The 22,386-nt window shown below is 45.8% G+C and carries 19 protein-coding genes and 1 pseudogene; 11 read left to right on the plus strand and 9 right to left on the minus strand.

Annotation, left to right across the window (positions count from 1 at the left end; translation table 11 throughout):
• Window positions 1–41: 41 nt before the first annotated feature.
• The 3 genes and pseudogenes from iscB to QT984_RS15530 form a co-directional block, all read right to left on the minus strand.
• Window positions 42–1,314: pseudogene (iscB, locus tag QT984_RS15520) on the minus strand (RNA-guided endonuclease IscB).
• A gap of 331 nt (window positions 1,315–1,645) precedes the next feature.
• Window positions 1,646–2,875 carry a succinate--CoA ligase subunit beta gene (locus QT984_RS15525; protein WP_333055463.1) on the minus strand — a complete coding sequence of 410 codons (1,230 nt, stop codon included), beginning with the start codon at window positions 2,873–2,875 and terminating at the stop codon, window positions 1,646–1,648.
• A gap of 338 nt (window positions 2,876–3,213) precedes the next feature.
• Entirely contained in the window at window positions 3,214–4,731 is a 1,518-nt protein-coding gene (locus tag QT984_RS15530; RefSeq protein ID WP_333055464.1) for a glycosyltransferase family 2 protein, read from the minus strand.
• 246 nt (window positions 4,732–4,977) lie between these two features.
• Here QT984_RS15530 and ebsA point away from each other — a divergent pair, with 246 nt between their 5' ends.
• From ebsA to QT984_RS15555, 5 genes are all read left to right on the plus strand, one after another.
• Window positions 4,978–5,352 (plus strand): type IV pilus biogenesis protein EbsA, encoded by a 375-nt coding sequence (ebsA, locus tag QT984_RS15535; RefSeq protein WP_190737140.1) that lies wholly within the window; start codon window positions 4,978–4,980, stop codon window positions 5,350–5,352.
• A gap of 1,656 nt (window positions 5,353–7,008) precedes the next feature.
• Window positions 7,009–8,106, plus strand: a complete 1,098-nt coding sequence (locus QT984_RS15540) for a phosphotransacetylase family protein (protein ID WP_333055465.1) — start codon at window positions 7,009–7,011, stop codon at window positions 8,104–8,106.
• Between the two features lie 245 nt (window positions 8,107–8,351).
• Entirely contained in the window at window positions 8,352–8,855 is a 504-nt protein-coding gene (locus QT984_RS15545; protein WP_190744281.1) for a DNA recombination-mediator protein A, read from the plus strand.
• 15 nt (window positions 8,856–8,870) lie between these two features.
• Window positions 8,871–9,287, plus strand: a complete 417-nt coding sequence (locus QT984_RS15550; RefSeq protein WP_333055489.1) for an MAPEG family protein — start codon at window positions 8,871–8,873, stop codon at window positions 9,285–9,287.
• 138 nt (window positions 9,288–9,425) lie between these two features.
• Window positions 9,426–9,917 carry a YajQ family cyclic di-GMP-binding protein gene (locus QT984_RS15555; protein WP_333208994.1) on the plus strand — a complete coding sequence of 164 codons (492 nt, stop codon included), beginning with the start codon at window positions 9,426–9,428 and terminating at the stop codon, window positions 9,915–9,917.
• Between the two features lie 91 nt (window positions 9,918–10,008).
• Here the strand turns inward: QT984_RS15555 and QT984_RS15560 are convergent, their stop codons facing one another.
• The 5 genes from QT984_RS15560 to QT984_RS15580 all read right to left on the minus strand — a co-directional run bounded on the left by QT984_RS15560 (window position 10,009) and on the right by QT984_RS15580 (window position 15,785).
• Window positions 10,009–11,655, minus strand: a complete 1,647-nt coding sequence (locus QT984_RS15560; protein WP_333208992.1) for a mucoidy inhibitor MuiA family protein — start codon at window positions 11,653–11,655, stop codon at window positions 10,009–10,011.
• Window positions 11,656–11,718: 63 nt separating this feature from the next.
• Window positions 11,719–12,318, minus strand: a complete 600-nt coding sequence (locus QT984_RS15565; protein WP_333263609.1) for a Uma2 family endonuclease — start codon at window positions 12,316–12,318, stop codon at window positions 11,719–11,721.
• Window positions 12,319–12,421: 103 nt separating this feature from the next.
• On the minus strand, window positions 12,422–13,312 hold the full coding sequence (locus QT984_RS15570) for a methylenetetrahydrofolate reductase (protein ID WP_333263606.1): 891 nt from the start codon (window positions 13,310–13,312) through the stop codon (window positions 12,422–12,424).
• Between the two features lie 110 nt (window positions 13,313–13,422).
• A complete protein-coding gene (gene trpS, locus QT984_RS15575; RefSeq protein ID WP_333234038.1) occupies window positions 13,423–14,433 on the minus strand; it encodes a tryptophan--tRNA ligase in 1,011 nt (336 codons plus the stop codon).
• A gap of 152 nt (window positions 14,434–14,585) precedes the next feature.
• Window positions 14,586–15,785: an HlyD family efflux transporter periplasmic adaptor subunit gene (locus tag QT984_RS15580; protein WP_333208989.1), complete on the minus strand. Its 1,200-nt coding sequence runs from the start codon at window positions 15,783–15,785 to the stop codon at window positions 14,586–14,588.
• A 387-nt stretch (window positions 15,786–16,172) separates the two neighbouring features.
• On the opposite strand from QT984_RS15580, the gene QT984_RS15585 reads away from it, so the two are divergent.
• The 3 genes from QT984_RS15585 to QT984_RS15595 all read left to right on the plus strand — a co-directional run bounded on the left by QT984_RS15585 (window position 16,173) and on the right by QT984_RS15595 (window position 19,098).
• Window positions 16,173–16,400, plus strand: coding sequence for a secretion protein HlyD (locus QT984_RS15585; RefSeq protein ID WP_333055472.1), 228 nt, complete (start codon window positions 16,173–16,175; stop codon window positions 16,398–16,400).
• 169 nt (window positions 16,401–16,569) lie between these two features.
• Complete coding sequence (locus QT984_RS15590) at window positions 16,570–16,752, plus strand: hypothetical protein (protein ID WP_333055473.1); 183 nt, start codon at window positions 16,570–16,572, stop codon at window positions 16,750–16,752.
• Between the two features lie 135 nt (window positions 16,753–16,887).
• Window positions 16,888–19,098 (plus strand): peptidase domain-containing ABC transporter, encoded by a 2,211-nt coding sequence (locus tag QT984_RS15595; RefSeq protein WP_333055474.1) that lies wholly within the window; start codon window positions 16,888–16,890, stop codon window positions 19,096–19,098.
• A gap of 439 nt (window positions 19,099–19,537) precedes the next feature.
• On the opposite strand, the gene QT984_RS15600 is transcribed toward QT984_RS15595, so the two are convergent.
• Entirely contained in the window at window positions 19,538–19,930 is a 393-nt protein-coding gene (locus QT984_RS15600; protein WP_333055475.1) for a Fur family transcriptional regulator, read from the minus strand.
• Between the two features lie 143 nt (window positions 19,931–20,073).
• On the opposite strand from QT984_RS15600, the gene purS reads away from it, so the two are divergent.
• The 3 genes from purS (at window position 20,074) to QT984_RS15615 (ending at window position 22,374) form a co-directional block, all read left to right on the plus strand.
• Window positions 20,074–20,358 carry a phosphoribosylformylglycinamidine synthase subunit PurS gene (gene purS / locus QT984_RS15605; protein ID WP_333055476.1) on the plus strand — a complete coding sequence of 95 codons (285 nt, stop codon included), beginning with the start codon at window positions 20,074–20,076 and terminating at the stop codon, window positions 20,356–20,358.
• Between the two features lie 318 nt (window positions 20,359–20,676).
• Window positions 20,677–21,378, plus strand: coding sequence for a phosphoribosylformylglycinamidine synthase subunit PurQ (gene purQ / locus QT984_RS15610; RefSeq protein ID WP_333055477.1), 702 nt, complete (start codon window positions 20,677–20,679; stop codon window positions 21,376–21,378).
• Between the two features lie 192 nt (window positions 21,379–21,570).
• On the plus strand, window positions 21,571–22,374 hold the full coding sequence (locus tag QT984_RS15615; protein WP_333055478.1) for a DUF4058 family protein: 804 nt from the start codon (window positions 21,571–21,573) through the stop codon (window positions 22,372–22,374).
• The last annotated feature ends 12 nt before the right edge of the window (window positions 22,375–22,386 follow it).

Here is a 22,386-nt window from a genome sequence, read left to right on the forward strand (position 1 = left end):
CTGTACCCAGGTCAGCGGCGAGAGGAAAAGGGGGGCAAGGTTTATGCTGCATACGAATAACCATCTTTTCTGTGAATAACTGAACAATACTTGTGGCTAATCCCTGACACTAATTCGCTCGGCGGAAATATTGAATGAGCCACTGGTTCTTACGGCAACACGTCCAACGTATGTACCAATTTTCTTGCCAGAGGTTACAATCGCTTTGACAATATCTCCCGTTTGAAAACCTTTAACAAACTTAAACCGGGGAACATAGCGAGATGGAAAGCCGAATTTGCCAGTGCGGCACATTTGACGTGTCCCGTGACCAGTTGCTTTGATCGATAGTGGCTTGCTTGTTAAAATCTTCAATGACTCAACCTTTCCGACACAAGCTGCATCTAGCCAATGAGTTTTAGGTAAATTTAATTGAATGCGGTTGAACTTCGTTAAGCCACCACTACCTGTAGAAACAGGCAAGCCAGTTGTACGGAGTCGATTAAATAATGTCCAACGAGTCGAATTGACGGCTGCTGCGTCTTTTAACGGACGTTTTGCTTGAGATAGAATCCGCTTCAAAATCTCTGGCTTTTTAGACAAGAATTGCTCAACATCTTGAGTACCTTTCTTTTTGTTGCAAGCATCGCAAGCAAGGCAAAGATTAGAAATGCGATTAGCTCCGCCTTTGGCTTTGGGATGAATGTGCTCGACTTGTAATGGTGTATTTATTTCACCACAGTAAGCGCATTTTCTCTCCCATTTGTTCAACAAATACTCGCGGATATCATAGCCATGCAAAACGCCTTGTTGGTACTCGATTCCAGAAATTTCTGGGTTTTCTAATTGCTGTAAGTCAAATCGGACAAGCTCTTGAGCAATAGAAGCAATGGGGGCGAGTTTCATCAATCTAGTCACCCATGTCAGTGTTGTTTCGACGCGGTGCTGCAAACTTGGGGCTAGCCAACCTTTAGGGCGAGTCCTGTTTGAGAATCTAGCCCGACGATAGCGGGTATGGCGATTTCTCCTGACTCTACGCAATGAAAGGCGAGATTCAAGGCTGGCTTTAATAGCTTGTCCTCGGTGTGTTAGCTCTGCACCAAAGATTACGTTTTCTCCTTGTATTAACGCAATTCCAGTAGTTCGAGAGCCAGGATCTATTTTGAGAGTGATTGGTTTTTGCGGTACTGTTACCTCTACTTTCAAAATTAGCGTAAATGGATACCTTTTGAAGACAGCAGCTTTGCCAATAGTTAGCAATTTACGTGCCAATCCTGGGCGGATTGGATTGAGCGGTCGTTTTTTGGTATCAAGTACAAAAACCAAATTAGACATTTAAGTCCTCCCTTACGGGGTAATGTTTGCTTCGTCAATGTTTAAGGTCGGTAACTATCTTAAAAGCACTGGCTTAACCCTTACACCTGTTTAACTTTTAAGTTCTAGAGCGGAAGACTAGCACGCATCCTCCGGTAGGTACTTCAACACTTACCTTAAACGTAGTGGGCGAACCACTTAGACTGGTCAACTAGGCAATTTCTGTGCCCGCGCTGTCTCGGTACTCCGAGCAGCGCCGGGTGATTGACTTTTTCCCACTTGACACTCGATCTGTAAAAAGCAGAAGGCCTTCATCTGTAAAGAAATCTCATTTTTTGCCGATCGACTGCCCCTACTTGGCGGAGGATACAGAAGCGGCCGCAGCCTCATCCAAAGTGCTAGCTAGCTGCACCGGCAACTGTCCCAAACGCTTTTTAACAGCATCAGCATCGATCTCTACCAGTCGCAGCACAACTTGGATGTGGCGGTTAGCGCGAGCTTTCCGTTCCAAATAGCCGGCTACTGCAGCGATTATTTCCTCAGTCTTGGAGGCGCTGCCCAAAATATTTACAAGTATCACCTTAACGCTTTTATCCTGAGCGACTAACTCCAGACCCAACTCCACGCGATCGCGCAGGGCATTTGCTGCATAGTAGCGGTCTAGGGAACCAATATTCACAAAATTAGCTGGTTTTCCTCCTTGGTGGGTTACAGCATCTAGAGTTGCCATTGTCAGGCCCACTCCGTTGCACAAAATCGCAATATTCCCGTCTAGTTCGATTAATTGCAGGGATTCGGAATTCGAGATTGGGGATTTAGATTTGGGGTCAAACTCCGGCGACTGCTGAACCTTGGACTGGGAATGGGAGCGATCGCCCCCAGCATGGGGACTTCTTCTTTCCCGTGCCAACCCGCCCAAGAGCTTCTTCTCCGAGAGTGCTGCCAAATCTGGATGTCGTCCCAAGGCATCGTCGTTGGCGGTGACTTTACCGTCTAAAGCCATTACCTCTCCCCTTGGACTGATGCCGAGAGGATTGATTTCTACTAAATCTAAATCTTTTTCGACAAACAGTCGGTACATTTTTTCGACAATAGTGCTCACCGATTGAATCAAGTCTCCCTGCAATCCCATTTTCAGCGTGAGACGCCTCGCGTAGAATGGGGAAAATTCTTGATCTACGGCAACTTGCTGCATTTGGTCGATCGACCCTTCGACATCCATACCTCCTTGGCTCGACCCCAGAAGCACCGGGCGTCGCGCTACGGGGTCTAGGAGTACCGCTAAGTACAATTCTTGGTCGGCGTTGTACTTTGCTTCTGCCAGCAGGACTTGGGGATATTCATCCTCGATCGGCAAATTAAAAATTGTTTGGGCTGCTGCTACTGCATCGATCGTATTTTCTACAAACTTGATACCGCCGGCCCTGCCCCGTCCCCCAGCCCGCACTTGCGATTTGAGTACAACGGGGTAAGGAATTTTCAGTCCTTTGAGGTCAGCGGGATTGTCAATCCGCTGCGACGGCAAAATCGGAATTGCCATCTGGCGAAATAATGATTTAGCTTGGTACTCTAACAAATCCATTTATCAATTACGGGTGACGGGTAGTTGGCAACAAGCAATTCGTCCTAATTGGCAATTCATAATTAATAGATAGTAATTGGTTTTTTGTCAAGTTAAAAGTTAAAAATTCTCGCTTTTATCTTTTAATTTTAGACTTTTGTATGGCCGATTACTTATTCGCTATTACCGCTCGCCGATTACCTATTACCTAAGCTGTTTCAAAGTGTTTTTTTCTCGAAATTGCCAAATTTTACTCTTAGGATCTGGCAGGGAGATATTTGGCGAGCGTTGGTGTTTTTTTGTCTCGCAAAATCTTCGGACTTTCGGCCATACTGTGCCGAGATATTTCTGCGAATTGTTTACTTGAGGCTATTAACAGCGCCTTGATGGACGGTTTTGACCCATTTGAGCCGCTTGGGCCGTACCGCAATCCGAGCCGTTACAGTCCCTACCAGCAGCCAGTGGAACATATACACAGTACCCCGCAGCGTTTGCAGCCCGGTGAGAAAAACTCGCCTTACGTCAAATTTGGTTTCTTTGCGAGTGCGGCGCAAACCGACAAACATTCCCACCACCGACAATGTAAGGGTCATAAAAGTTATGGGACTGGCGATCGGCATCCGGCGCAGCGCAATTGACATCACAAAGTCGGGTAGGGCTACTGTGGGTAAGAAATATTGAGATACCCAAAATCCAAATAAATCCCAAGTTTTCCCAGTTCCCATGCGGTTCCGCAAAATTAGCCGCCAGTAGTCAAGATAACGCTGATAGCCACCTTCTGCCCAGCGATTGCGCTGATGCCACAGAGCGCGAGCGTTAGTGACTCCTTCTTCTGACACGGCTGGGAAAGAGAGAAATTCAATGTCCCAGCGGTCTAGGTGCAGCCTCACCGTCAAATCCAGGTCGTCGGTAATCGTCTCCTCGTTCCAGCCTCCGCAGCCTTCCAAGGCGGTGCGGCGCATGAATTGGCCGTTACCGCGCAATTCTCCAATGCCGCCGATCGCAATCCGCTGCTGCTGGAAAAAACTGTCGAGAGCCATTTCTGCTTCTTGGCCGCGAGTCCAAAAATTTACCGAAGCATTGGCGATGGCTTTTCTGACTTGCACAGCCCCTACCTTTTCTGCATCGAACACCGGCAGTACCAGGCGCAGCAAGTCTGGCGTTACCGTCGCGTCGGCGTCAAATATTCCCACAAATTCCCCGCGAGTCAGCGGTAACACTTGATTCAGTGCTCCCGACTTGCCGCCGCTGGCATTTGCTCCTCTGCGAAATACTTTGAGCTGGGGGTACTTTTTGGTTAGCTGTTCCAATACTAGCGGCGTGGCGTCGCTGCTGTGATCGTCGATCGCCCAAACTTCGTAGCGGTCGATCGGATAATCTACATTGCAGATGGATTCTACGAATCGGGCAATCACCGCTTCCTCATTTTTCGCCGCTACCAGCAGCGACACATAGGGCCAATCCTCTCGACTTTCATCCGCAAGAGGCGGCAGTGCGGGCTTGGGCTGGGCAAACAAAACTCGAAATGCTTGCATCCACAGCAGTCCCGTCAACCCCCACACTACCCACGCACCCCAAGAAATCAAGTGCAGGGCGATCGTGCCGGCCCAAATCGCAGCCAGCACTGCGGCAGCTTTTCCGCGCCTTCCCCGGTACAGATTTTGAGGAAAGGAGGGAGTTCCCGGCACAGACACCGCCACCGGGAGCTCTGCTTTTGTTTCCGCGTCAAACACCCTGTCGCCAATGTCTGATATAGCAAATACTTTGCTCAGCTTCGAGTTCGAGGTCAAACTCTTGAGCTCTTCTTGAGCTAAATCAGAGATGTCCAAGTTAAGCTCGCTGCGAGCGTCGTTTTCTGGCCAAGAACTCTCCTGCATAGGTTACTTGATTCAACCACCAATAGTTTTTGATTTTAGATATAAGCATCTACTGTATCAGTTTCTGGGCTTTTGTCGAAAGCGGACGGGAGGACAACCAGCGGGTTCGGTGATTGTACGGCCCTGGTAAACAGGTACTGCATAGAGTATTTAGCTTGACTTTTGCTTGCGATCGACCTGGAATATCTGCTAGTTTTTTCAGGGGATCTAAACTATCTGTTAGTAATAATTGTCTGAGGTGGAAATATGTCTATTCCTCAACTCAAGCCAGCCGATGACAAAGAAGTGAAAGTCTACGCGCCTTTCTGTCAAGAGCCCAGGCGTAAGTTTTTACCGCACGCTATTGGCCTCTACAAGCTCAAAACCTTGGAGGGAGCAAGAAAAATTGACGGCGGGGAGAGCGTGCCGTTTGTCGCTAGTTGGAATATCTCGTCGCTGCCGATCGACTTAACCCGCTGTCGGGTGTTGTTTGACGGCAATGCTGAACTCAGCTACGAAGTGACTATGCAAAGCTCTGAGTTTGTTAGTTGCTTAATTGAGGTTCTCCTGACTTTTCAGCGAACTCGTACTGTCGATTTTTCTAAAACGTTTTACCGCAAGCTGATGCGAATGGATGAATAACTTTCACCGCAGTCGCACTCCCGAAAGTCCGCAATTGACAATCAAGCAATTTAATCCGGGGCCCCCGGATTGATTCGTGGATCGAGAAAAAAGCTCCTCGCTCCCGATCGCCAGCCCCCGGATTTATCAGTGGGCTTGCTTTCTTCAATCTAAAATCTCAAATCTAAAATCTAAAATCGATAGTCGCACTCCCGAAAGTCCGCAATTGACAATCAAGCAATTTAATCCGGGGCCCCCGGATTGATTCGGGGATCGAGAAAAAAGCTCAGAATCCCGATCGCCAGCCCCCGGATTTATCAGTGGGCTTGCTTTCTTCAATCTAAAATCTCAAATCTCAAATCTCAAATCGATTGACGGGCGCTATAACTGACCCACCAATAGTGTAAAGCCACGACGGCAACATTACATGATTGGGGAGCCAATTTTATTTGAGAAGCGGAAATAGTAAGTGAGTTGTTGGATCGTTCTCAATAATCCCTTTGGGGGTCAGCACTTATCCCCATTGCTAAAGTAAATCTACCGCAGTTTTCAGTTGAGCGTGATACAGAGTTCGCTACCTGTATTTCATCCAATTGAAAACTACTGTACTTTGTTCTGGTAAAAGTCCAAAAGTCTATTTCGGACATGGGTGCTGTGCGAGTAAGCGCGAGCGAAGCTATCGCCGTTAGGCGAATCGCGCCGTCCGATTTCGTTCAAATTTTGCGACTCGGTAGCTGAGAGGAAAGCGCTGTAGATCCGCCCAAGGAAAATTAATCTACAGCCCTTGACGGCGATCTGCCTAGCATCGCAATCAGCCCAAAGGCTGCCGAAATTCCAGCCCGCGCCGCCCGACAATTTATGTGTTTAGAAGCTAGAATCCCGATTATAAGGAGCTTATTGCTCGCATTGCCAGTGTTCAGCTTTAACGCGGGCGATCGCACTAATAATGAATAACTAATAATACATATAGCAACCCTAAATCATTCGCGTAATTATTGTAGGGGCAATCCCACGCCCAGTTGCCCCGATAGATAGGGGGTAGGCACTCTTAGCACTACCCCTACAAATTTACATGAATTATTTATGATTGCTATATCGATTGTCGATTATATGCAAGAATGATCGGGCAAGCACCGGGCTTGATTCCTACAAAATACCTGTATTATAACAATCCTTGCAGGAGTCGTATTTTTTTTACCCCACCCCAACCCTCCCTTACGAAGCGGAGGGGGTAAGAAATTCACAAATGATGCGAGGATTGGTATATACCCAACAAAAACTGCACCAAGCCCTATTAATAGGTTATTCCTAGTCAAATTCCCACTTATACCCTGTTATATTTATTTGATAAAAGTCGGTATTAATATCTAATTATAGCAAGAAACATGACTAAAAATTTATAATTTAAAATTTTTGATTAAAAAAATATCAGCGATAAATAATTATCAAAAACTGCTGGCAAAACAAACAATTTAAAAACTGGTTTTCCAAAATCAAGTAAAAAGAATGGGAAGAAAATGGTTGCGAACAGGTAAATAAAAAATTTTCGCCAAAAAACAATCTGCCCAAAATCGAGTATAATCGAGTATAATCGAGTATAATATATTATTTCTAAATTGAGGCTCAGTTCAGAAATACTGTTGAAAAACTAAATTTATTGAAATAGACAGGTGCACATTGAGGATTGAAGGCGTACCCAAATTGACTAAATATTTGCTGATCGGTTCCACAAAAGCTTACAGTGGCAAGTCTGCCATCGCCCTAGGGATGGCACTCGGACTCCGGGGAAAAGGACTGGCAGTCGCCTACGGCAAACCTCTGGGAACCTGTTTGAGCTCGCCCGGAGCTGGGATAGAGGACGAAGACGTGCGGTTCGCCGTAGAGACGCTGAATCTCTCAGAAAGTCAGATGCCGTCAACACTGCTGTATTTGGATGAAGAGACGGTTCACAAGCGTTTGCGGGGAGAAGACAAGACAGATTACCGCCAGTCTTTAGCGCAATATTTGCAAGCTCCCAGCGGAGACTTGGCGCTGTTAGAAGGCCCAGCTAATTTGGAGGAAGGCAGTCTGTTTGACTTGTCTTTGGCTCAAATCGCTGAGACAGTTGATGCCTCTGTGCTGTTGGTAGCTCGCCCGATCGATCTGTATATAGACGATTTGCTGTCGGCTAAACAGCGTTTGGGTTCGCGGTTGCTGGGCGTGGTACTCAATGACGTTCCCTCGGACAAACTCGAATCGGTAACGGCGACTGTGCGGCCTTTTCTGGAGGCTGCGGGTATTCCAGTTTTGGGAATGCTGCCGAGAAGTGCTTTGCTGCGAAGTGTCAGCGTCAAAGAATTGGTGCACCAATTAAAAGCTGATGTGCTGTGCCGTCGAGACCGTTTGGACTTGATGGTGGAAACCTTGACAATTGGCGCGATGAATGTTAGTTCGGCTATGAAGTATTTCCGCAAAGCGAGAAATATGGCGGTGGTGACGGGGGGCGATCGCACGGACATTCAGCTAGCTGCTCTGGAGAGCTCGACTCAGTGCTTAATTTTGACAGGCCACTTGCCTCCTTCTCCCCTAGTGATTGGCAGGGCAGAAGAAATGGAAATTCCGGTTTTGTCTGTTGATTTGGATACCTTAACCACGGTAGAAATTATCGACAGCACCTTTGGCAGCGTGCGCCTGCACGAACCGATCAAGGTGGAATGCGTTACTCAGCTAATGGCAGAACATTTTGACCTTGATGGCATGATGGCATCCTTGGGCCTGGGCGATCGAGTCCATTAAGAAGAGAGCCGGAGCTGAGAGAAGAAGGTATTCGGCAGAGAGAACTTTTTGTTTAAATAAATAAAAAGGTAAAATTCTTAAATTCTCAATTTTTCTTGAATTCTACCTTGATCTCTGGCTTCCTCAACTCTCCCGCTCCTCTAGTCTGATCCCGTAAATCAGCAATTCTTAACTTCTTTTTGGCGGCAATGGCTAGTGAGTCTGCTAAAATCCACAACGTAGTTTTATTTAATTTAATAAATTCTTTGAGTCAATCAATTGAGCTACCCAGAGTAGATGATTTTTTACAAGAACTTGCGGCGATCCAGCAAACCGGCTCCAAGCGGATTGCTCTTTTGGGTTCTCGCCACGTTCCTATTACCCACCAGCAGCTAATTGAGATGCTGAGCTACGCCATAGTTCTGGGAGGCAATCAGCTCATCACTTCTGGCGCTACAGGCACCAATTCAGCCGCAATTCGGGGGGCAATGCGAGCAGATCCTAATCTGCTGACGGTGATTTTGCCACAAAGCATGAGTCGCCAGCCTCGGGAGTCTCGCGACCAACTCGAACAAGTGATACATTTGGTAGAAAATCCCAAAAATGATAGCTTGTCTCTCCCGGAAGCAAGCGCCATGTGCAATCAGGAGATTATTTCTCGCTGCCAGCAACTGATATGTTTTGCTTTTCACGAAAGCCACACTTTGCTGAAAACTTGCCAGGATGCGGAGGAACAGCGCAAGGTGGTTACTCTGTTCTATTTTGATTGAACTGCGAGGCGGATGATGCTGTTGGGATTACCTGTGTCGGTTATTCTGCTTGATTGTATTGCTGCTGCGGCTGCGCTGGTGTACGCACCGTTTTTGGTGGTGGCGTTCGCCCGCTTGCAGCTAGGCTATGACCAAGCAGCCCCCCGCGCTATGTTTGAGAGGTTGCCTGCTTACGCTCAGCGGGCAACTTGGGCTCACCAAAATTCGTTTGAGACGTTTATGCTGTTTTCAGCGGCGGCTTTGATGGCTTTTGTGACGGGGGTAGATTCGGAACCGGCGGGTTGGGCTGCGATCGCTTTTACGATCGCCCGGTTGTTGTTTTCGGTTTTCTATATTCTCAATGTGCCACTGGGGCGATCGCTCATGTTTGCGATTAGTTCTTCTTGCACTGTTTCTTTATTCTATTTCAGTTTAATGGCTGTTAACGGCTAATTTTCAGTAGTCATTGGTTATTGGTTATTGGTTATTGGTTATTGGTTATTGGTTAGTTGTTAATGCCCAATGCCCTGTTTGGCCAATGCCCAATGCCCAATGCCCAATGCCCAATGCCCCATTACCAATTACTAATTTATGGCTGCTAGTTATTCCTTTGATATTGTCAGCGAGTTCGATCGGCAAGAATTAGTCAATGCTGTTGACCAAACTGTGCGGGAAATTCAAAGCCGCTACGATTTGAAAGATACAAAAACCACTCTAGAATTGGGCGCTGAAGCAATTACTGTCAATACGGACAGCGAATTTACTCTCGACGCAATTCACACTGTTTTGCAAACTAAAGCCGCCAAGCGCAATTTGTCTCTGAAAATTTTTGATTATGGGAAAATTGAAGCTGCTAGTGGTACTAGAGTACGCCAAGAAATCAAACTGAAAAAAGGGATTGACCAGGAAATTGCCAAGAAAATCACTAAATTAATTCGAGATGAGTTTAAAAAGATTCAAGGCTCGATTCAAGGTGATGCAGTGCGGGTTTCGGCTAAGGATAAGGATGAGTTGCAGTTGGTGATTCAACGCTTGAAGCAAGAAGACTATCCGATGGCTTTGCAGTTTACCAATTACAGGTAAATTTGATAGTTTATCGGGACTTCAGTCCTCATACGTGGTGACGAATCAGGACTTTAGTCCTGATTAGAAACAACTTTTTACCTACTTAATATTAAATATCTAAACCCGTGACAGTTAAGTCGGGAGGATGTTCGACAACAAACTGGTAATATAACTCTTGCTTTGCTTGCGGCGGCAGAGACATTATCCATTCTAGCAGTCCCATTTCACCTGCTACTATCTTCGGATTAGTGAGAGTCGATCGCACTTTAATTTGTTCATTGCGGCTGACTGGCAATTGCTCTTGTAGTGTCAGGTGTACCTGCACCTGCTGCAAGTTTGTCACATTTAAGCGATAAGCGTAACTCGTGCGCCTCTGCTGACCGATCAGTTTTTTATCTACTTGTCTTTCTACTAATTCCCGCTCTATTTTTAACCGTTCATCTATTCCTAAATTCAGTTTATATTCTTGGCCGGGGGAAACATTTTCTAACTGCAAACTGCCGACAAAAGTGTTATCGCGAAAGATATTTGCTTTACCGGGAAGCAGAGTTGCACCTGTCAGCGGATTCACAACAACTGCTTGCAAATAGGCAAAACTGACTAATCGCGGGACGGCTATATATTCAGGTTTAAACGGATAATTTTCGCCGAAAATAGTAACTTTGTGCGGTGTGCCGTCGCTGGGAATCTTGGTATTTCCGCCTACTTGAAATGAGACGGTGCCGCCTTCTTTCGATATTTGGGCTGTGGCGGTTTGAGCTTCTATGGGTTCGGGTGCTGCAGAAACACTAGGCTCAGTCATCATGGCTAATGCTACTTCGTTTGCACCTGATTTAGAATCGTATGATGCCATACTTCTTGTCATTCCCGCTCTGTGAAATTCTGCTGGAGGCGATTTTGAGCGAAGAATATCGATATACCAGGATTCTAATTTGGGGGGTAGCATTCCCATTCCGGGTTTTGCTGTAGATAAAGTCAGCGCTACTCCCGTCCAATCTTCGCCTGTATTTTGATTGACTTCGGCTAGGTAATTGAGATTAATTTGGTTGTTGTTAGTGTTGACTCGCAAGTCGTAAAGGGGAGTCCAACGGGCTCGCATGACTACATAGGAAACTTCTAGTTCAAAATTGCCGATGCCGCTGGGTTCAATGGCAACAATGATGTTAAAGCTTTGCTGAGAATGGGGAGTTTGTACTTGGCGCAACTGTTGCTGCAAAGCTTCTATTTGCTTGTCTAATTCGCGCTGCTGTTTTTCGTGTTGGGCGATCGCACTTATGTATTTTAGGTAATTAGTTCCTAAAAAGTTGAGCAATTCGCCAGTTTCGTTTAAACCTACCTGCTGTTTGGCGATGCTGCTGGAAAAGAATCCGACGCTTTTTTCGCTCAAACCTTCCACAAATTTGAGCTGAATTTTTCTGGCGGTTATTTTGTCGTTAATTCCCCGTCTTTGGGTTTGTAACTCCTGAATTTGTTGGGTTAATTCGGCGGTGCGATCGCCCACTGGTTCGCTGCTAAACACTGTTTCGGTTCGCACTCCCAGCAATCGCACTGCAACTGTACCCGCACCCGTGGCCCTGACTGACTCTGTGTCGAGGGTTGCGGGTACAGAGGCGATCGCCAATTCTCGCTCGTTTCCCGTCAGAGATACCGTACCGCGGCGCGTCACCAAAGCGCGATCGGTGTAAACTGTAACTTCGGATATGCTAGTATTTAGTGTTTTAATGGTATCAGAATTAAGTATTTCTGAGTCAGTCATTGCCAGTTGCTCCTATTTAATAACCGTTTAGTCGATCGAGCTATTTCAAAAGTAGTTGGTCGATTAATTTTCCCGATCGCCCATTCCTCTAGAAAATTCCTCAAGCGCATCCAAAGGCGAAGCAAACAAAATACAGCGCTTCAGCAAAGACAACTCTAACTCCGGCAGTATTTCGCTGCTAGCAATGCGATCGTAACCTTCCTCTCGCAGATGGTAAAGCTCTAGAGTGCCATCTTCCCAAAACCAGACTTCCGGGACTCCCATCAGTCGATATTTCTGAAGTTTAATCGGACTACCGCTAGTAATGACTACCTCAATACACAAATCGGGAACATCTTTATCTGTTCCGAAACAATAAGACAAATCTGCCTGATACTCGACTTTCCCCTCAACAATTTGACTGTAACTGCCACTCGGAAAAAATTGTATTCTATTAAATTGAAAAAAATTGCTCAGTAGCGCTGCAATCAGACATCTAATTGCCTCGTGAGGTTTACTGATTCCCACAATTTCTAGAACTCCATCACAATAAAATAAGCGTACATTCGGCACGTCTTCAAAACTAGCTTGAATTGCTTTGAATTGATGCCATGTCAAACCGCGCCAAGTAAAACGCTGTTCGGCCGCAGGAGAAATTGTTGGATTGTCTACAGTTTGAAGCATGATTTTTTTATTGATGTTCAAAATGGTAGCGGGGTGGGCGGGTTTACGAGATCGTTAGTTTTAGAACATTGATGGTTGCTCAAACCCGCCCCGTGGGTTAATTTTAGCTCAGTGGCTCGATTCCCGCCAAATCCAAAATTTGAGGAATTAAATCTTCTCGTTTGACGGCCATCATGTGAACTCCTTGACAAATCTGCCGCGCTAGCTTGACTTGTTCGGCAGCAATTTTTATGCCTTCCTGCAAGGGTTCTGGAGATTTTGCTAAACGATCGATCGTCTCTTGTGGGATGTGAACTCCCGGCACGTATTTTTTAATAAATTCAGCATTTTTAGCTGATTTAAACAAAAATATTCCTGCTAAAACTGGCTTGTTGCAGCCCGCAGCAATATTGTGCATAAACTTATCTAAAAGTTCAAAATCTGTTATTAATTGACTCTGAAAAAACTGTGCTCCAGCCTCTACTTTTTTCTCAAATCTACTTTGTAAACCAGACCAACTGGGGCATTGCGGATCGACGGCAGCACCGACAAATAAATCGGTAAATCCGTCTGTTAAAGGTTTGTCATTCCAGTCTTTGCCGCCATTCATTTTTTGAATGACTTGCAACAGTCGTACTGATTCCAAGTCGAATACACTTTTTGCTTTAGGATGGTCGCCCGCTTTGACGGGATCGCCTGTAAGTGCTAATACATTGCGGATGCCTAAAGCGTGGGCTCCCATGAGATCGGCTTGCAGACCAATTTGATTGCGATCGCGACAAGCAACTTGACAAATTGGCTCAATTCCGTGCTGCACTAAAATTGCCGAAACTGCTAGGGGGCACATTCGCATCACTGCGCGACTCCCGTCGGTGATATTAATGGCGTGCACTCTGTTTTTGAGGCGTTGGGCCATTTGAATTGTGTGAGTCATGTCGCCACCTTTTGGCGGGGCCACTTCGGCGGTAATTATAAATTCTCCGGGGGTGGTGCAGGCTGTGCGAAAACGGTTCATGATTATTTTTCTGTTATTGGTTATTTGTTATTTGACAGTTGACAGTTGTTAGTTGACAGTTGGCAGTTGTTATTCTTAACCAGTAACCAATAACAACTAACCACAAACCACTAAACAGGTAAAGAATAACCGAAAGCTGTCTTAACCTTAGTTAGAGTTTGATTAGCAATAGCTTCTGCTTGTTCTCTTCCACGACGTAGTACAGACTCTAAATATCCCGGATCGTCGATTATTTCCTTGTATTTATCCTGAATTGGTTTGAGGGCATTAATTGTCGTCTCTGTCAGCAAGGGTTTAAAATCTCCCCAACCCATGTTTTCACATTCTGTGGCTACTTCTTCCTTAGATTTGCCGGAAAGCAGGAGATAAAGTGTCAGCAAATTTCTAGCTTCGGGGCGATCGGGGTCGTCAAAAGTCAAACCGCGCACGGCATCGGTTTTGCAGCGCTTGATTTTTTTGGCGATCGCATCTGGCGAATCCAATAAATTAATTCGACTTTGTTCGGAAGGGTCAGATTTCGACATTTTGCGCGTGCCATCTGTCAAACTCATCACCCTCGCACCGTCAGTCCGAATTAAGGGTTCGGGAAGTTTCAATACGGGCTTTTCGGGTGTGCCGAATTGGTGATTTAATCTGATGACAATATCGCGGGTGAGTTCCAAATGCTGTTTTTGGTCTTCTCCCACTGGCACTTTGTCGGCATCGTAAAGCAAAATGTCTGCTGCCATTAACACCGGATAATTTAGCAAACCAGCGTTGACATTTTCGCCTTGTTTAACTGCTTTTTCTTTAAACTGAATCATATCTTCGAGCCAGTTAATCGGCGTAATACAGTTGAGCAGCCATGCTAGTTCTGTGTGCGCCGAGACGTGGGATTGCACGAAAATAGTAGAATATTCTAAATCGATGCCGCAAGCTAAATAGAGTGCGGCGATCGTGTAAGTGTCGGAGGCTAGAGTTGCTGGATTGTGCGGTGCGGTAATTGCGTGCAAATCGACTACGCAGAAGTAATTTTCGTACTGACTTTGATTTTCTACCCAGTTGCGAATGGCACCGAGATAATTGCCTAGGTGAAGATTGCCGGTTGGCTGAACTCCAGAAAGAACGCGCTGTTTGCCCATGAGGAAAGAATAGAATTGAACTCACATTTCTATATTGACACGTTATTTCAATTTCAGAGCCACTAATTTTCTGGCGGTTGACTGCTGACTGCTGACTGCTGACTGTTGACTGACAACTAACAACTGACGACTGACAACTGACAACTGACTAATTACCAATCTGTCAGCAACCTTGCTTTCCGCAAAACAAATGTCAGAATAGTTTCTTCGCCGGTAATAATATCGGCTCTGCCTTCCATTCCCGATTGAATCGAATACTGGCGGGGGACATTAGCCTGGGGGTTGCCGAAGAATTGGCCCTTGGCGGATTTGAGTTTTGTTAAATAAGTTTGTTCGGGCTTAATTGCCACTTCGTAATAAGCTGTACCTAAATTATTAGTGGGATTTTGAGGGGCGATCGCATCTGGGGCGATTTCGCTGACAGTTCCTTTTAATGTGCCGTAATCGGGGAAAGGTAAAGCCGAAATCCTGATCTGTACGGGTTGACCGATTTGGATGCGGGCGATGTCTTGGGATGTCACCTTGGCTTTGACTACCAGGGGTACGTCGCTGGGGACGATTTGGGCGATCGCACTGCCGGCTTGTACGGTTTGACCAGTATTTCGTACTTCCAATCTGAGAATTGTACCATCCGTGGGCGTGCGGATCACGCTATTTTCGAGTTTTAACTCAATTTGATTTAGTTCTTTTTTAGCTTGAATTAATTGTTGTTGAATGGACGATCGCTTGACGAGCAAAACCCGCCGACTTCGGCCCAGTCTCTCGGCGACATCCGGCAGCGGTGTGGCGATTTTTACTAAAGCGGATTCGATTAATTCCTGTTGGGCGGAAGTTTCACTTTGGATGCTTTTAAATTGGGCGCTGGCCAAAATTTGATTTTCTAAGTCGCGAAGTTGCTGGTTGATTTGCTGTGCTGTGGTTTGAGACTGATTAATTATTTCTTGTAACTGCTGTTGTTGAGCGCCCAAACGCGAAGCATCTACAACTGCGATCGCATCTCCTTCTTGTACTCTCTGATTCTCGCTGACAGCAATGCTTTCGACGGTTCCTTCGGTGGCGGCTTGCACGACGCGCACTTCTCCGGCTGGACGGACGATCGCGTCTGCTTTGACTGTAGCGCTGTATTTGGTGACGCTAGCAAGGGCGATCGCCCCGCCAAAGGTCGCCACCATCAAAATGCCCCCCAAAGTCGTCCAGCGGCTGACAGGGGGCAAAAACTGGTCGTTATCAAAGGTTTCAGCGGGTGTGGCTTCGGGAGTCAGAGACATGGCGGCAAGGGGGAGAGGGGAATAGTTTGGAGTTTGGAGTTTTGAGTTGGGGAAGAGGGAGAGATCGCTGATTTCTTTTGTCACTTTTACTCTCACCTTTCCGGAAACCAAGAATAGGTTTAGAAGTCTAAATCAAAATTCACAGGGTAAAGGTAAAAATCCGCACAGCTTTGCCGTTCCCACCCACAAAGTTCGCCAAATATCAAGAGGAGTGAAGCCAGCGGGCTACTGTCATTCGATTTTAGATTTTAGATTTTAGATTTTGGATTGACTTGCGCGAGATAAATGCTCTTTCTTGAGGATTTTCGATTTGGGATTGATTGCACGGATAAATCACGTGGCGGGTATCACATGAAGAAATTCGCGGTCATGAAAATACGGCGTTTCCGCCATAACTTTTGGCGCTGTTACCGGGTTTTTACTGTATGCGTAGGTAGTAAGTAAGTACATAGGTATCAATAGGAGTTATTTATGCCAGAAAACCAACAAGGTTCACTCTTCATCGAACTAACCGATGGAGAATCTGCTACTGTCAACGGTGGCTGCATTACCAGCGGTGTTAGTAGCGCTAATAACAACAGCGAGACGGATAACAGCAGCAGCTATGGCCTGAATATGCTGTTTTTCCTGCCACCGCCTAGGCAGTTTTATCTGTACGATCCGAGCCGCGATCGCCCTTACCCAACCCTAGTGGTTTAGATAGCTGAGTCAAGTTGTGCGATCGAGTAAATTTTGAAATTTTATCAGTAGTATTCCGGAGGTCGTACAGAACCACAAGAAGTATTACTCAGTATTTACACTAGGGTCTAGAAATTAAATAATATTTCTAGTTTTCCTTCAATTTTATTAAGTTAAACGGAGTCCAATCATGAAAGAAACAAAGGACAATTCACTGTTTGCTGAACTTACATCTGAAGAATCAGCTAGCGTCAACGGCGGTCACTATTATGCCAATCGATACAATTGTCACCGGCAGCGGCGCAGTTGGGTCGTGTACCGCCGGAATTACGACGGTTCATACAGAAGAGTAGTCCGCTACGCCTACTACTAAAGTTTAGTGCTAGTCAATTCAGATTTATAACTGTGGAATCGAGAAAGCACCCATAACTTTATGGGTGCTTTTTGCTGATTGGGTAGTTGGTGATGAGTAATCTTCTTTATGCTCTACCATTATTCATTTTGCAAAATGTTAAAGAACATCCCTTTGATCGGCAAAGTGCCATTATTCGGACAAGTTAACAGGTTTAAGAAATATCAGGTTGTTCTCCAGCAGAGCGAAGAAGATTGCGGGGCGGCTTGTTTGGCTTCGATCGCGAAATTTTACGGACAAAATTTTACTATTAGCCGCTTGCGAGAATGTGCGGGCACCGACCAAAAAGGGACGAGTTTACTTGGCTTGAAACAAGGTGCTGAGGCGATCGGCTTTAATGCTCGATCGGTGCGAGCAGCCGCTGCAATTTTAGACAAGCTCGATGATGCCCCTCTACCGATGATTATTCACTGGAGCGGCTCTCACTGGGTTGTTTTGTACGGAAAACAGGGCAACCAATATGCGATCGGCGATCCAGCCGTCGGTATGCGCTATGTTTCTAAAGCAGAATTAGCAGCAGCTTGGACAGATTGGCTGTGCTTGCTAGTAGAACCCGATGCTGAGCGGTTTTTTGCAGCAGCAGAGGGTCAACCGCCCGCCAATTCTTTAGAAAAATGGATGCGCCGGATTGGGATTTATCGCCCGCTTTTAATGGAAGCATTTTTGCTAAATGCAGTGTTGGGTTTGCTGTCAATTTCTTCGCCTTTTCTAGTTCAAATGCTCACCGACGACATCCTGGTGCGGGGAGACAGACAACTCCTGGCAAGCGTGGCGATCGCAGTTATAGTTATGAACCTTTTTAGCAGCAGTTTAGGATTGGTACAATCGAACTTAATTGCTCAGTTTTCCCAGCGTTTAGAATTGGGATTGGTGATGGAATTCGCGCGCAAATTCCTGCGATTGCCTTTGAGTTTTTACGAAACTAGACGCAGTGGCGAAATTGTCAGTAGATTACAAGATATCCAAGAAATCAATAAATTAGTTTCTCAAGTCGCTATCAGCTTGCCTAGTCAATTTTTTATAGCTGTAGTTTCTTTTATTTTTATGTTATTTTACAGCAAGGAGCTGACGTTAGCCGCTACAGCTATAGCTCTGTTAATGACTGCCTCTACAGTGGTATTTCTGCCCGCATTGCAGCAAAAAACGCGCAGTTTATTGGTGTTGGAAGCCGAAACTCAAGGCGTTTTAGTAGAAACTTTTAAAGGCGCGCTGACGGTCAAAACTACTAGCAGCGGCCAGCAACTTTGGGAAGAATTTCAAACCCGCTTCGGTCGCTTAGCAAAGCTGACTTTCCGCACTACACAAATTGGCATTCTCAACAATATATTTTCGAGTTTTGTTGCCTCTGCTGGCAGCATTACTCTGCTGTGGCTTGGTAGCGGTTTAGTGATTGACAAGGTATTGAGTATCGGTCAGTTGCTAGCGTTTATTAGTATGAATCAAAACGTTACTAATTGGGTAAATTCGCTAGTAGGATTTACTGATGAAATGACTCGCGTGCAGACAGCAACTCAAAGGCTGTCGGAAGTGATCGATGCTGAACCGGAAACTAAAGACAATACGAATAAACCTTTTGTAACTATTCAAGACCGCGACGGTATTGTTTGCAAGAGTGTTAATTTTCACTACCCCGGCAGACTTGATTTGCTGGAAAATTTTTCTGTCACATTTCCCGGCGGTCAAGCAATTGCTTTAATCGGCCATTCCGGCTGCGGAAAAAGTACGCTAGCCAAAGTAATTGCTGGTCTGTACCCGCTGCAAGCTGGTAATATTAGAATAGGCGGTTACAACTTGCAGGATTTGTCTCTTGACAGTCTCAGACAGCAGGTAGTATTGGTTCCCCAAGAAGCGCATTTTTGGAGCCGTTCGATTCTAGAAAATTTTCGATTGGGCAGTCCAGATATCAGCTTTGAACAGATTGTGAAAGCGTGTAAAATTGCGGGCGCGGATGAATTTATTAGCCAATTGCCGGATAAATATCAAACTGTTTTAGGGGAGTTTGGAGCGAATATTTCTGGCGGACAAAGACAGAGATTGGCGATCGCCCGCGCCATTCTCAACAACCCACCCGTATTGATTTTAGACGAATCTACCGCAGGGCTTGACCCCGCAAGCGAAGCGGAAGTTTTAGAACAGTTGTTGATGTATCGGCACGGGAAAACGACGATTTTTATCAGTCACAGGCCGCGAGTGATCGATCGCGCCGATTGGATTATCATGTTAGAACGGGGTAGGTTGAAAATGCAAGGCTCGGCTGCAAAATTGCGATCGATTCCAGGAGACCATTTAGAGTTTTTGCATCCTTGAGCTAGTTAATAAAACAACAGGTTGAAATCTGTCCCTACACAAACAAAACCAGCCTCGGCGGTTTAACACCCAGTCAATCGATTTTAGATTTTAGATTTTAGATTAAAGAATTGAAGCATTGACCCCACCGATAAATTCGGGGGCTCCTTTATCGGATACAGGTTTTTTATTTCACCGGTCCTGAGTCTGCTTTCGGAATGAATCACGTGGCGGGTATCCTGGATGCTTTCGGTCAACACTCAGCAATCAACAGTCAACAATCATTTCGCTCGTGCAACCGGAATTGATATCACTCATGACTAATAACTTCTCTAAGGAATGAGAATTAAATAACTTCCACTCTTGAAAGTGGGATGGGCGTCCCGCCCGTTCTTTTTGGACGGGCGGGACGCCCATCCCACAATAACAATTAAAATTGTAAGTTATTTAATTCGCGATCCTAAGATTCTTGAGCCAAAGTACATCGATCGCACAATCCAAAAAACTCCAAAGTGTGATAATAAATCTTGAAAGAATGAGATTGTTGTAGTTGGCTTTCTAAGTGGTGGACGGGGCATTCGTCGATCGTAATGGACGCGCCACATTCCAGACAAGTTAGGTGGTGTTGGTCTTGGTGGGCGGCACCGTAGAGAGACTCGCCACTAGCGAGAGTTCTGACGTGAACGAACCCCTCTCGCTTTAAACCGTCGAGGGAACGGTAAACGGTTGCTAGGCCCATGCTTTGGTCGCTGTTACGCAGTTCTAAGTAGATATCTTGCGCTGAGAGCGATCGATTCAAGTGCTTGAGCAAGTGTAAAATACGCTCCTGACTGCGGGTGCGGTTGGTTCTCATAATTTTTTTGTGTAATCTGCTGGAATCACATCTGTCCCTGTTTCTAGGCTATCTTACTTGGGCGAACCAAATGGCGATCGGCGCGCAGCTCGGTTGTAGAATACAATGGGGCTAACTTTCACATCACCTACCGCAACATTCCCGTGACTCAGAAATATCTTGCCCAAATCTATGTTACCCTCCGCCCTTCTGTTTTAGATCCCGCCGGCACTGCCGTACAGTCTGGTTTGCAACACATGGGATACGACAATGTTGAGCGTGTGCGAATCGGGAAATACGTTGAATTGACGCTGACTGCTGCTGGTGAGTCCCAGGCCCGCGAACAACTCGATCGCGTTTGCGACCAACTTTTGGCCAATCCAGTGATTGAAAATTATCGCTTTGATTTGACTGAAATTCCTGTTGCTGTGGAGACAGCGGCGGCCTAAATTCGATCGCCCGTAGCTCTTCGATCCCCCCTAACCCCCCTTAATAAGGGGGGGACAAGAGGGTTCTGAAAGTCTTTGCTAAAAAGCGGGGACAAGAGCATTCACAGTCTTCGTTAAAAAGCGGGGATTCGGAACACTCAAAGTCCCCCTTCTTAAGGGGGATTTAGGGGGATCGAGACTTAGATACAAGCGAGAGAAACATAAGATTTCAGTCTTAAGTTTACACCTCTTCCCTCTTCCTTCTTCCCTCTTCCTTCTTCCTTCTTCCTTCTTCCTTCTTCCCTCTTCCTTCTTCCTTCTTCCTTCTTCCTTGAGCTTATGAAATTTGGAGTTATTGTTTTTCCGGGTTCAAATTGCGATCGCGATGTGGTGTGGGTGACTCAAGGGTTACTGCACCAACCAACTCGCATGATTTGGCACGAAGATACCGATATTTCGGATATTGATATCATTGTAATTCCCGGTGGTTTCAGTTACGGAGATTATTTGCGGTGCGGCGCGATCGCCCGTTTTTCTCCGGCGATGCGGGCTACGGCGGAACACGCTAAACAAGGAAAGCTTGTATTAGGCATCTGCAACGGTTTTCAGGTGTTGACTGAAGCTGGTTTGTTGCCCGGTGCTCTGGTGCGGAATGCGGGATTGAATTTTATTTGCGATCGCGCTTCTTTGAAAGTCGAACGCGGTAATACTCGTTGGACTGCGGCTTATACTACGGGTGAAATCATCGATTTGCCGATCGCCCACGGTGAAGGCAATTATTATGCTGATGCGGATACATTAGCAGAACTAGAAGAGCACGAGCAAGTGCTGTTTCGCTACTGCACAGAGGCGGGCAAAATTAGCGATGCTGGGAATCCCAACGGTTCGTTAAATAATATTGCCGGTATTTGCAATCGCCAAGGCAATGTATTAGGAATGATGCCGCATCCTGAGAGGGCTTCCGATCCGATGTTGGGCGAAACTGATGGGGTCAAATTGTTTCAAGGGTTGCTGATGGCTACTGTGGCGGCTGTTTTGTAGTTGATATTTACGACATTGTTGTAGATACCGTAGGGTGCGTCGCTCTTGTAGGGACACGGCATTGCTTTTGGAGGGACACGGCATTGCCGTGTCCCTACTTTTGAGGGACACTCGAAAATCTCGCAGCGACGCACCCTACAAAATTTAAAATGCTAAAATGATTTGAGAGTCAATACATCGGAGAACAGTCCTATGCCTTCACCTTTTCCTGGAATGGACCCCTACTTAGAACACCCCGATTTCTGGCAGGAAACTCACAATCGATTGATTATCGCGATCGCTGATACCATCATGCCTCAAATTCGGCCTAAATATGAGGTTGCAATCGACAAACGAATCTATGAAATTACCGATCCAAATGACAGTAACAGCGACTCCCTTTTAGTAGGTATCCCCGATGTCGCGATTAAGCGTCAATCTAATAACCCGAATATTCCTACAGGTTCAGTTGCCACTGTAAGTATAACACTTCCGACTACTGTTAAAGTGCCTGCTCCTGAAAAAATTAAACAGACTTACTTGGAAGTGCGAGAAATGGCAACGAAACAAGTTGTCACTGCAATTGAGATTCTTTCTCCTGTCAACAAACGTAGTGGAGAAGGAAGAATTACTTATCTGAAAAAACGCCAGAGTATTTTAGGTAGTTTAACCAATTTAGTCGAAATCGATTTACTACGAAAATGGGAATCTATGCCCATTCTTAATAATTCTATTCAAAGCGATTATCGGGTTTTGGTCAGTCCCAGTAATCGCCGTCCGTTTGCCGAACTTTATGCTTTTAATCTTCGCGATTCTCTACCTATATTTCCGCTTCCCTTGCGCGAGGAAGATGTAGAACCTATTGTTAACTTACCAGAATTATTTGCAGGTGTTTACGATCGCGCTGGCTATGATTATCGGATCGATTACGAGCGAGAACCCGTACCGTCTCTATCGGAAGAAGATCGGGTTTGGGCTACCCAACTTTTGCAAGAAAAAGAACTTCGAGATAATTAATTATATTTTACT

This window comes from Microcoleus sp. Z1_B2, assembly GCF_036700325.1.
Taxonomy (GTDB): Bacteria; Cyanobacteriota; Cyanobacteriia; order Cyanobacteriales; family Microcoleaceae; genus Microcoleus.

Bases quoted from the DNA above. Each gene is read 5' to 3' on its own strand.
- QT984_RS15565 (WP_333263609.1), bottom strand. From the start codon at position 12,318: ATGCTTCAAACTGTAGACAATCCAACAATTTCTCCTGCGGCCGAACAG.
- QT984_RS15530 (WP_333055464.1), bottom strand. From the start codon at position 4,731: ATGCAGGAGAGTTCTTGGCCAGAAAACGACGCTCGCAGCGAGCTTAAC.
- QT984_RS15525 (WP_333055463.1), bottom strand. From the start codon at position 2,875: ATGGATTTGTTAGAGTACCAAGCTAAATCATTATTTCGCCAGATGGCA.
- QT984_RS15595 (WP_333055474.1), top strand. From the start codon at position 16,888: ATGTTAAAGAACATCCCTTTGATCGGCAAAGTGCCATTATTCGGACAA.
- QT984_RS15555 (WP_333208994.1), top strand. From the start codon at position 9,426: ATGGCTGCTAGTTATTCCTTTGATATTGTCAGCGAGTTCGATCGGCAA.
- QT984_RS15615 (WP_333055478.1), top strand. From the start codon at position 21,571: ATGCCTTCACCTTTTCCTGGAATGGACCCCTACTTAGAACACCCCGAT.
- purQ (WP_333055477.1), top strand. From the start codon at position 20,677: ATGAAATTTGGAGTTATTGTTTTTCCGGGTTCAAATTGCGATCGCGAT.
- QT984_RS15560 (WP_333208992.1), bottom strand. From the start codon at position 11,655: ATGACTGACTCAGAAATACTTAATTCTGATACCATTAAAACACTAAAT.
- QT984_RS15585 (WP_333055472.1), top strand. From the start codon at position 16,173: ATGCCAGAAAACCAACAAGGTTCACTCTTCATCGAACTAACCGATGGA.
- ebsA (WP_190737140.1), top strand. From the start codon at position 4,978: ATGTCTATTCCTCAACTCAAGCCAGCCGATGACAAAGAAGTGAAAGTC.
- QT984_RS15590 (WP_333055473.1), top strand. From the start codon at position 16,570: ATGAAAGAAACAAAGGACAATTCACTGTTTGCTGAACTTACATCTGAA.
- QT984_RS15570 (WP_333263606.1), bottom strand. From the start codon at position 13,312: ATGAACCGTTTTCGCACAGCCTGCACCACCCCCGGAGAATTTATAATT.
- trpS (WP_333234038.1), bottom strand. From the start codon at position 14,433: ATGGGCAAACAGCGCGTTCTTTCTGGAGTTCAGCCAACCGGCAATCTT.
- QT984_RS15600 (WP_333055475.1), bottom strand. From the start codon at position 19,930: ATGAGAACCAACCGCACCCGCAGTCAGGAGCGTATTTTACACTTGCTC.
- QT984_RS15550 (WP_333055489.1), top strand. From the start codon at position 8,871: ATGCTGTTGGGATTACCTGTGTCGGTTATTCTGCTTGATTGTATTGCT.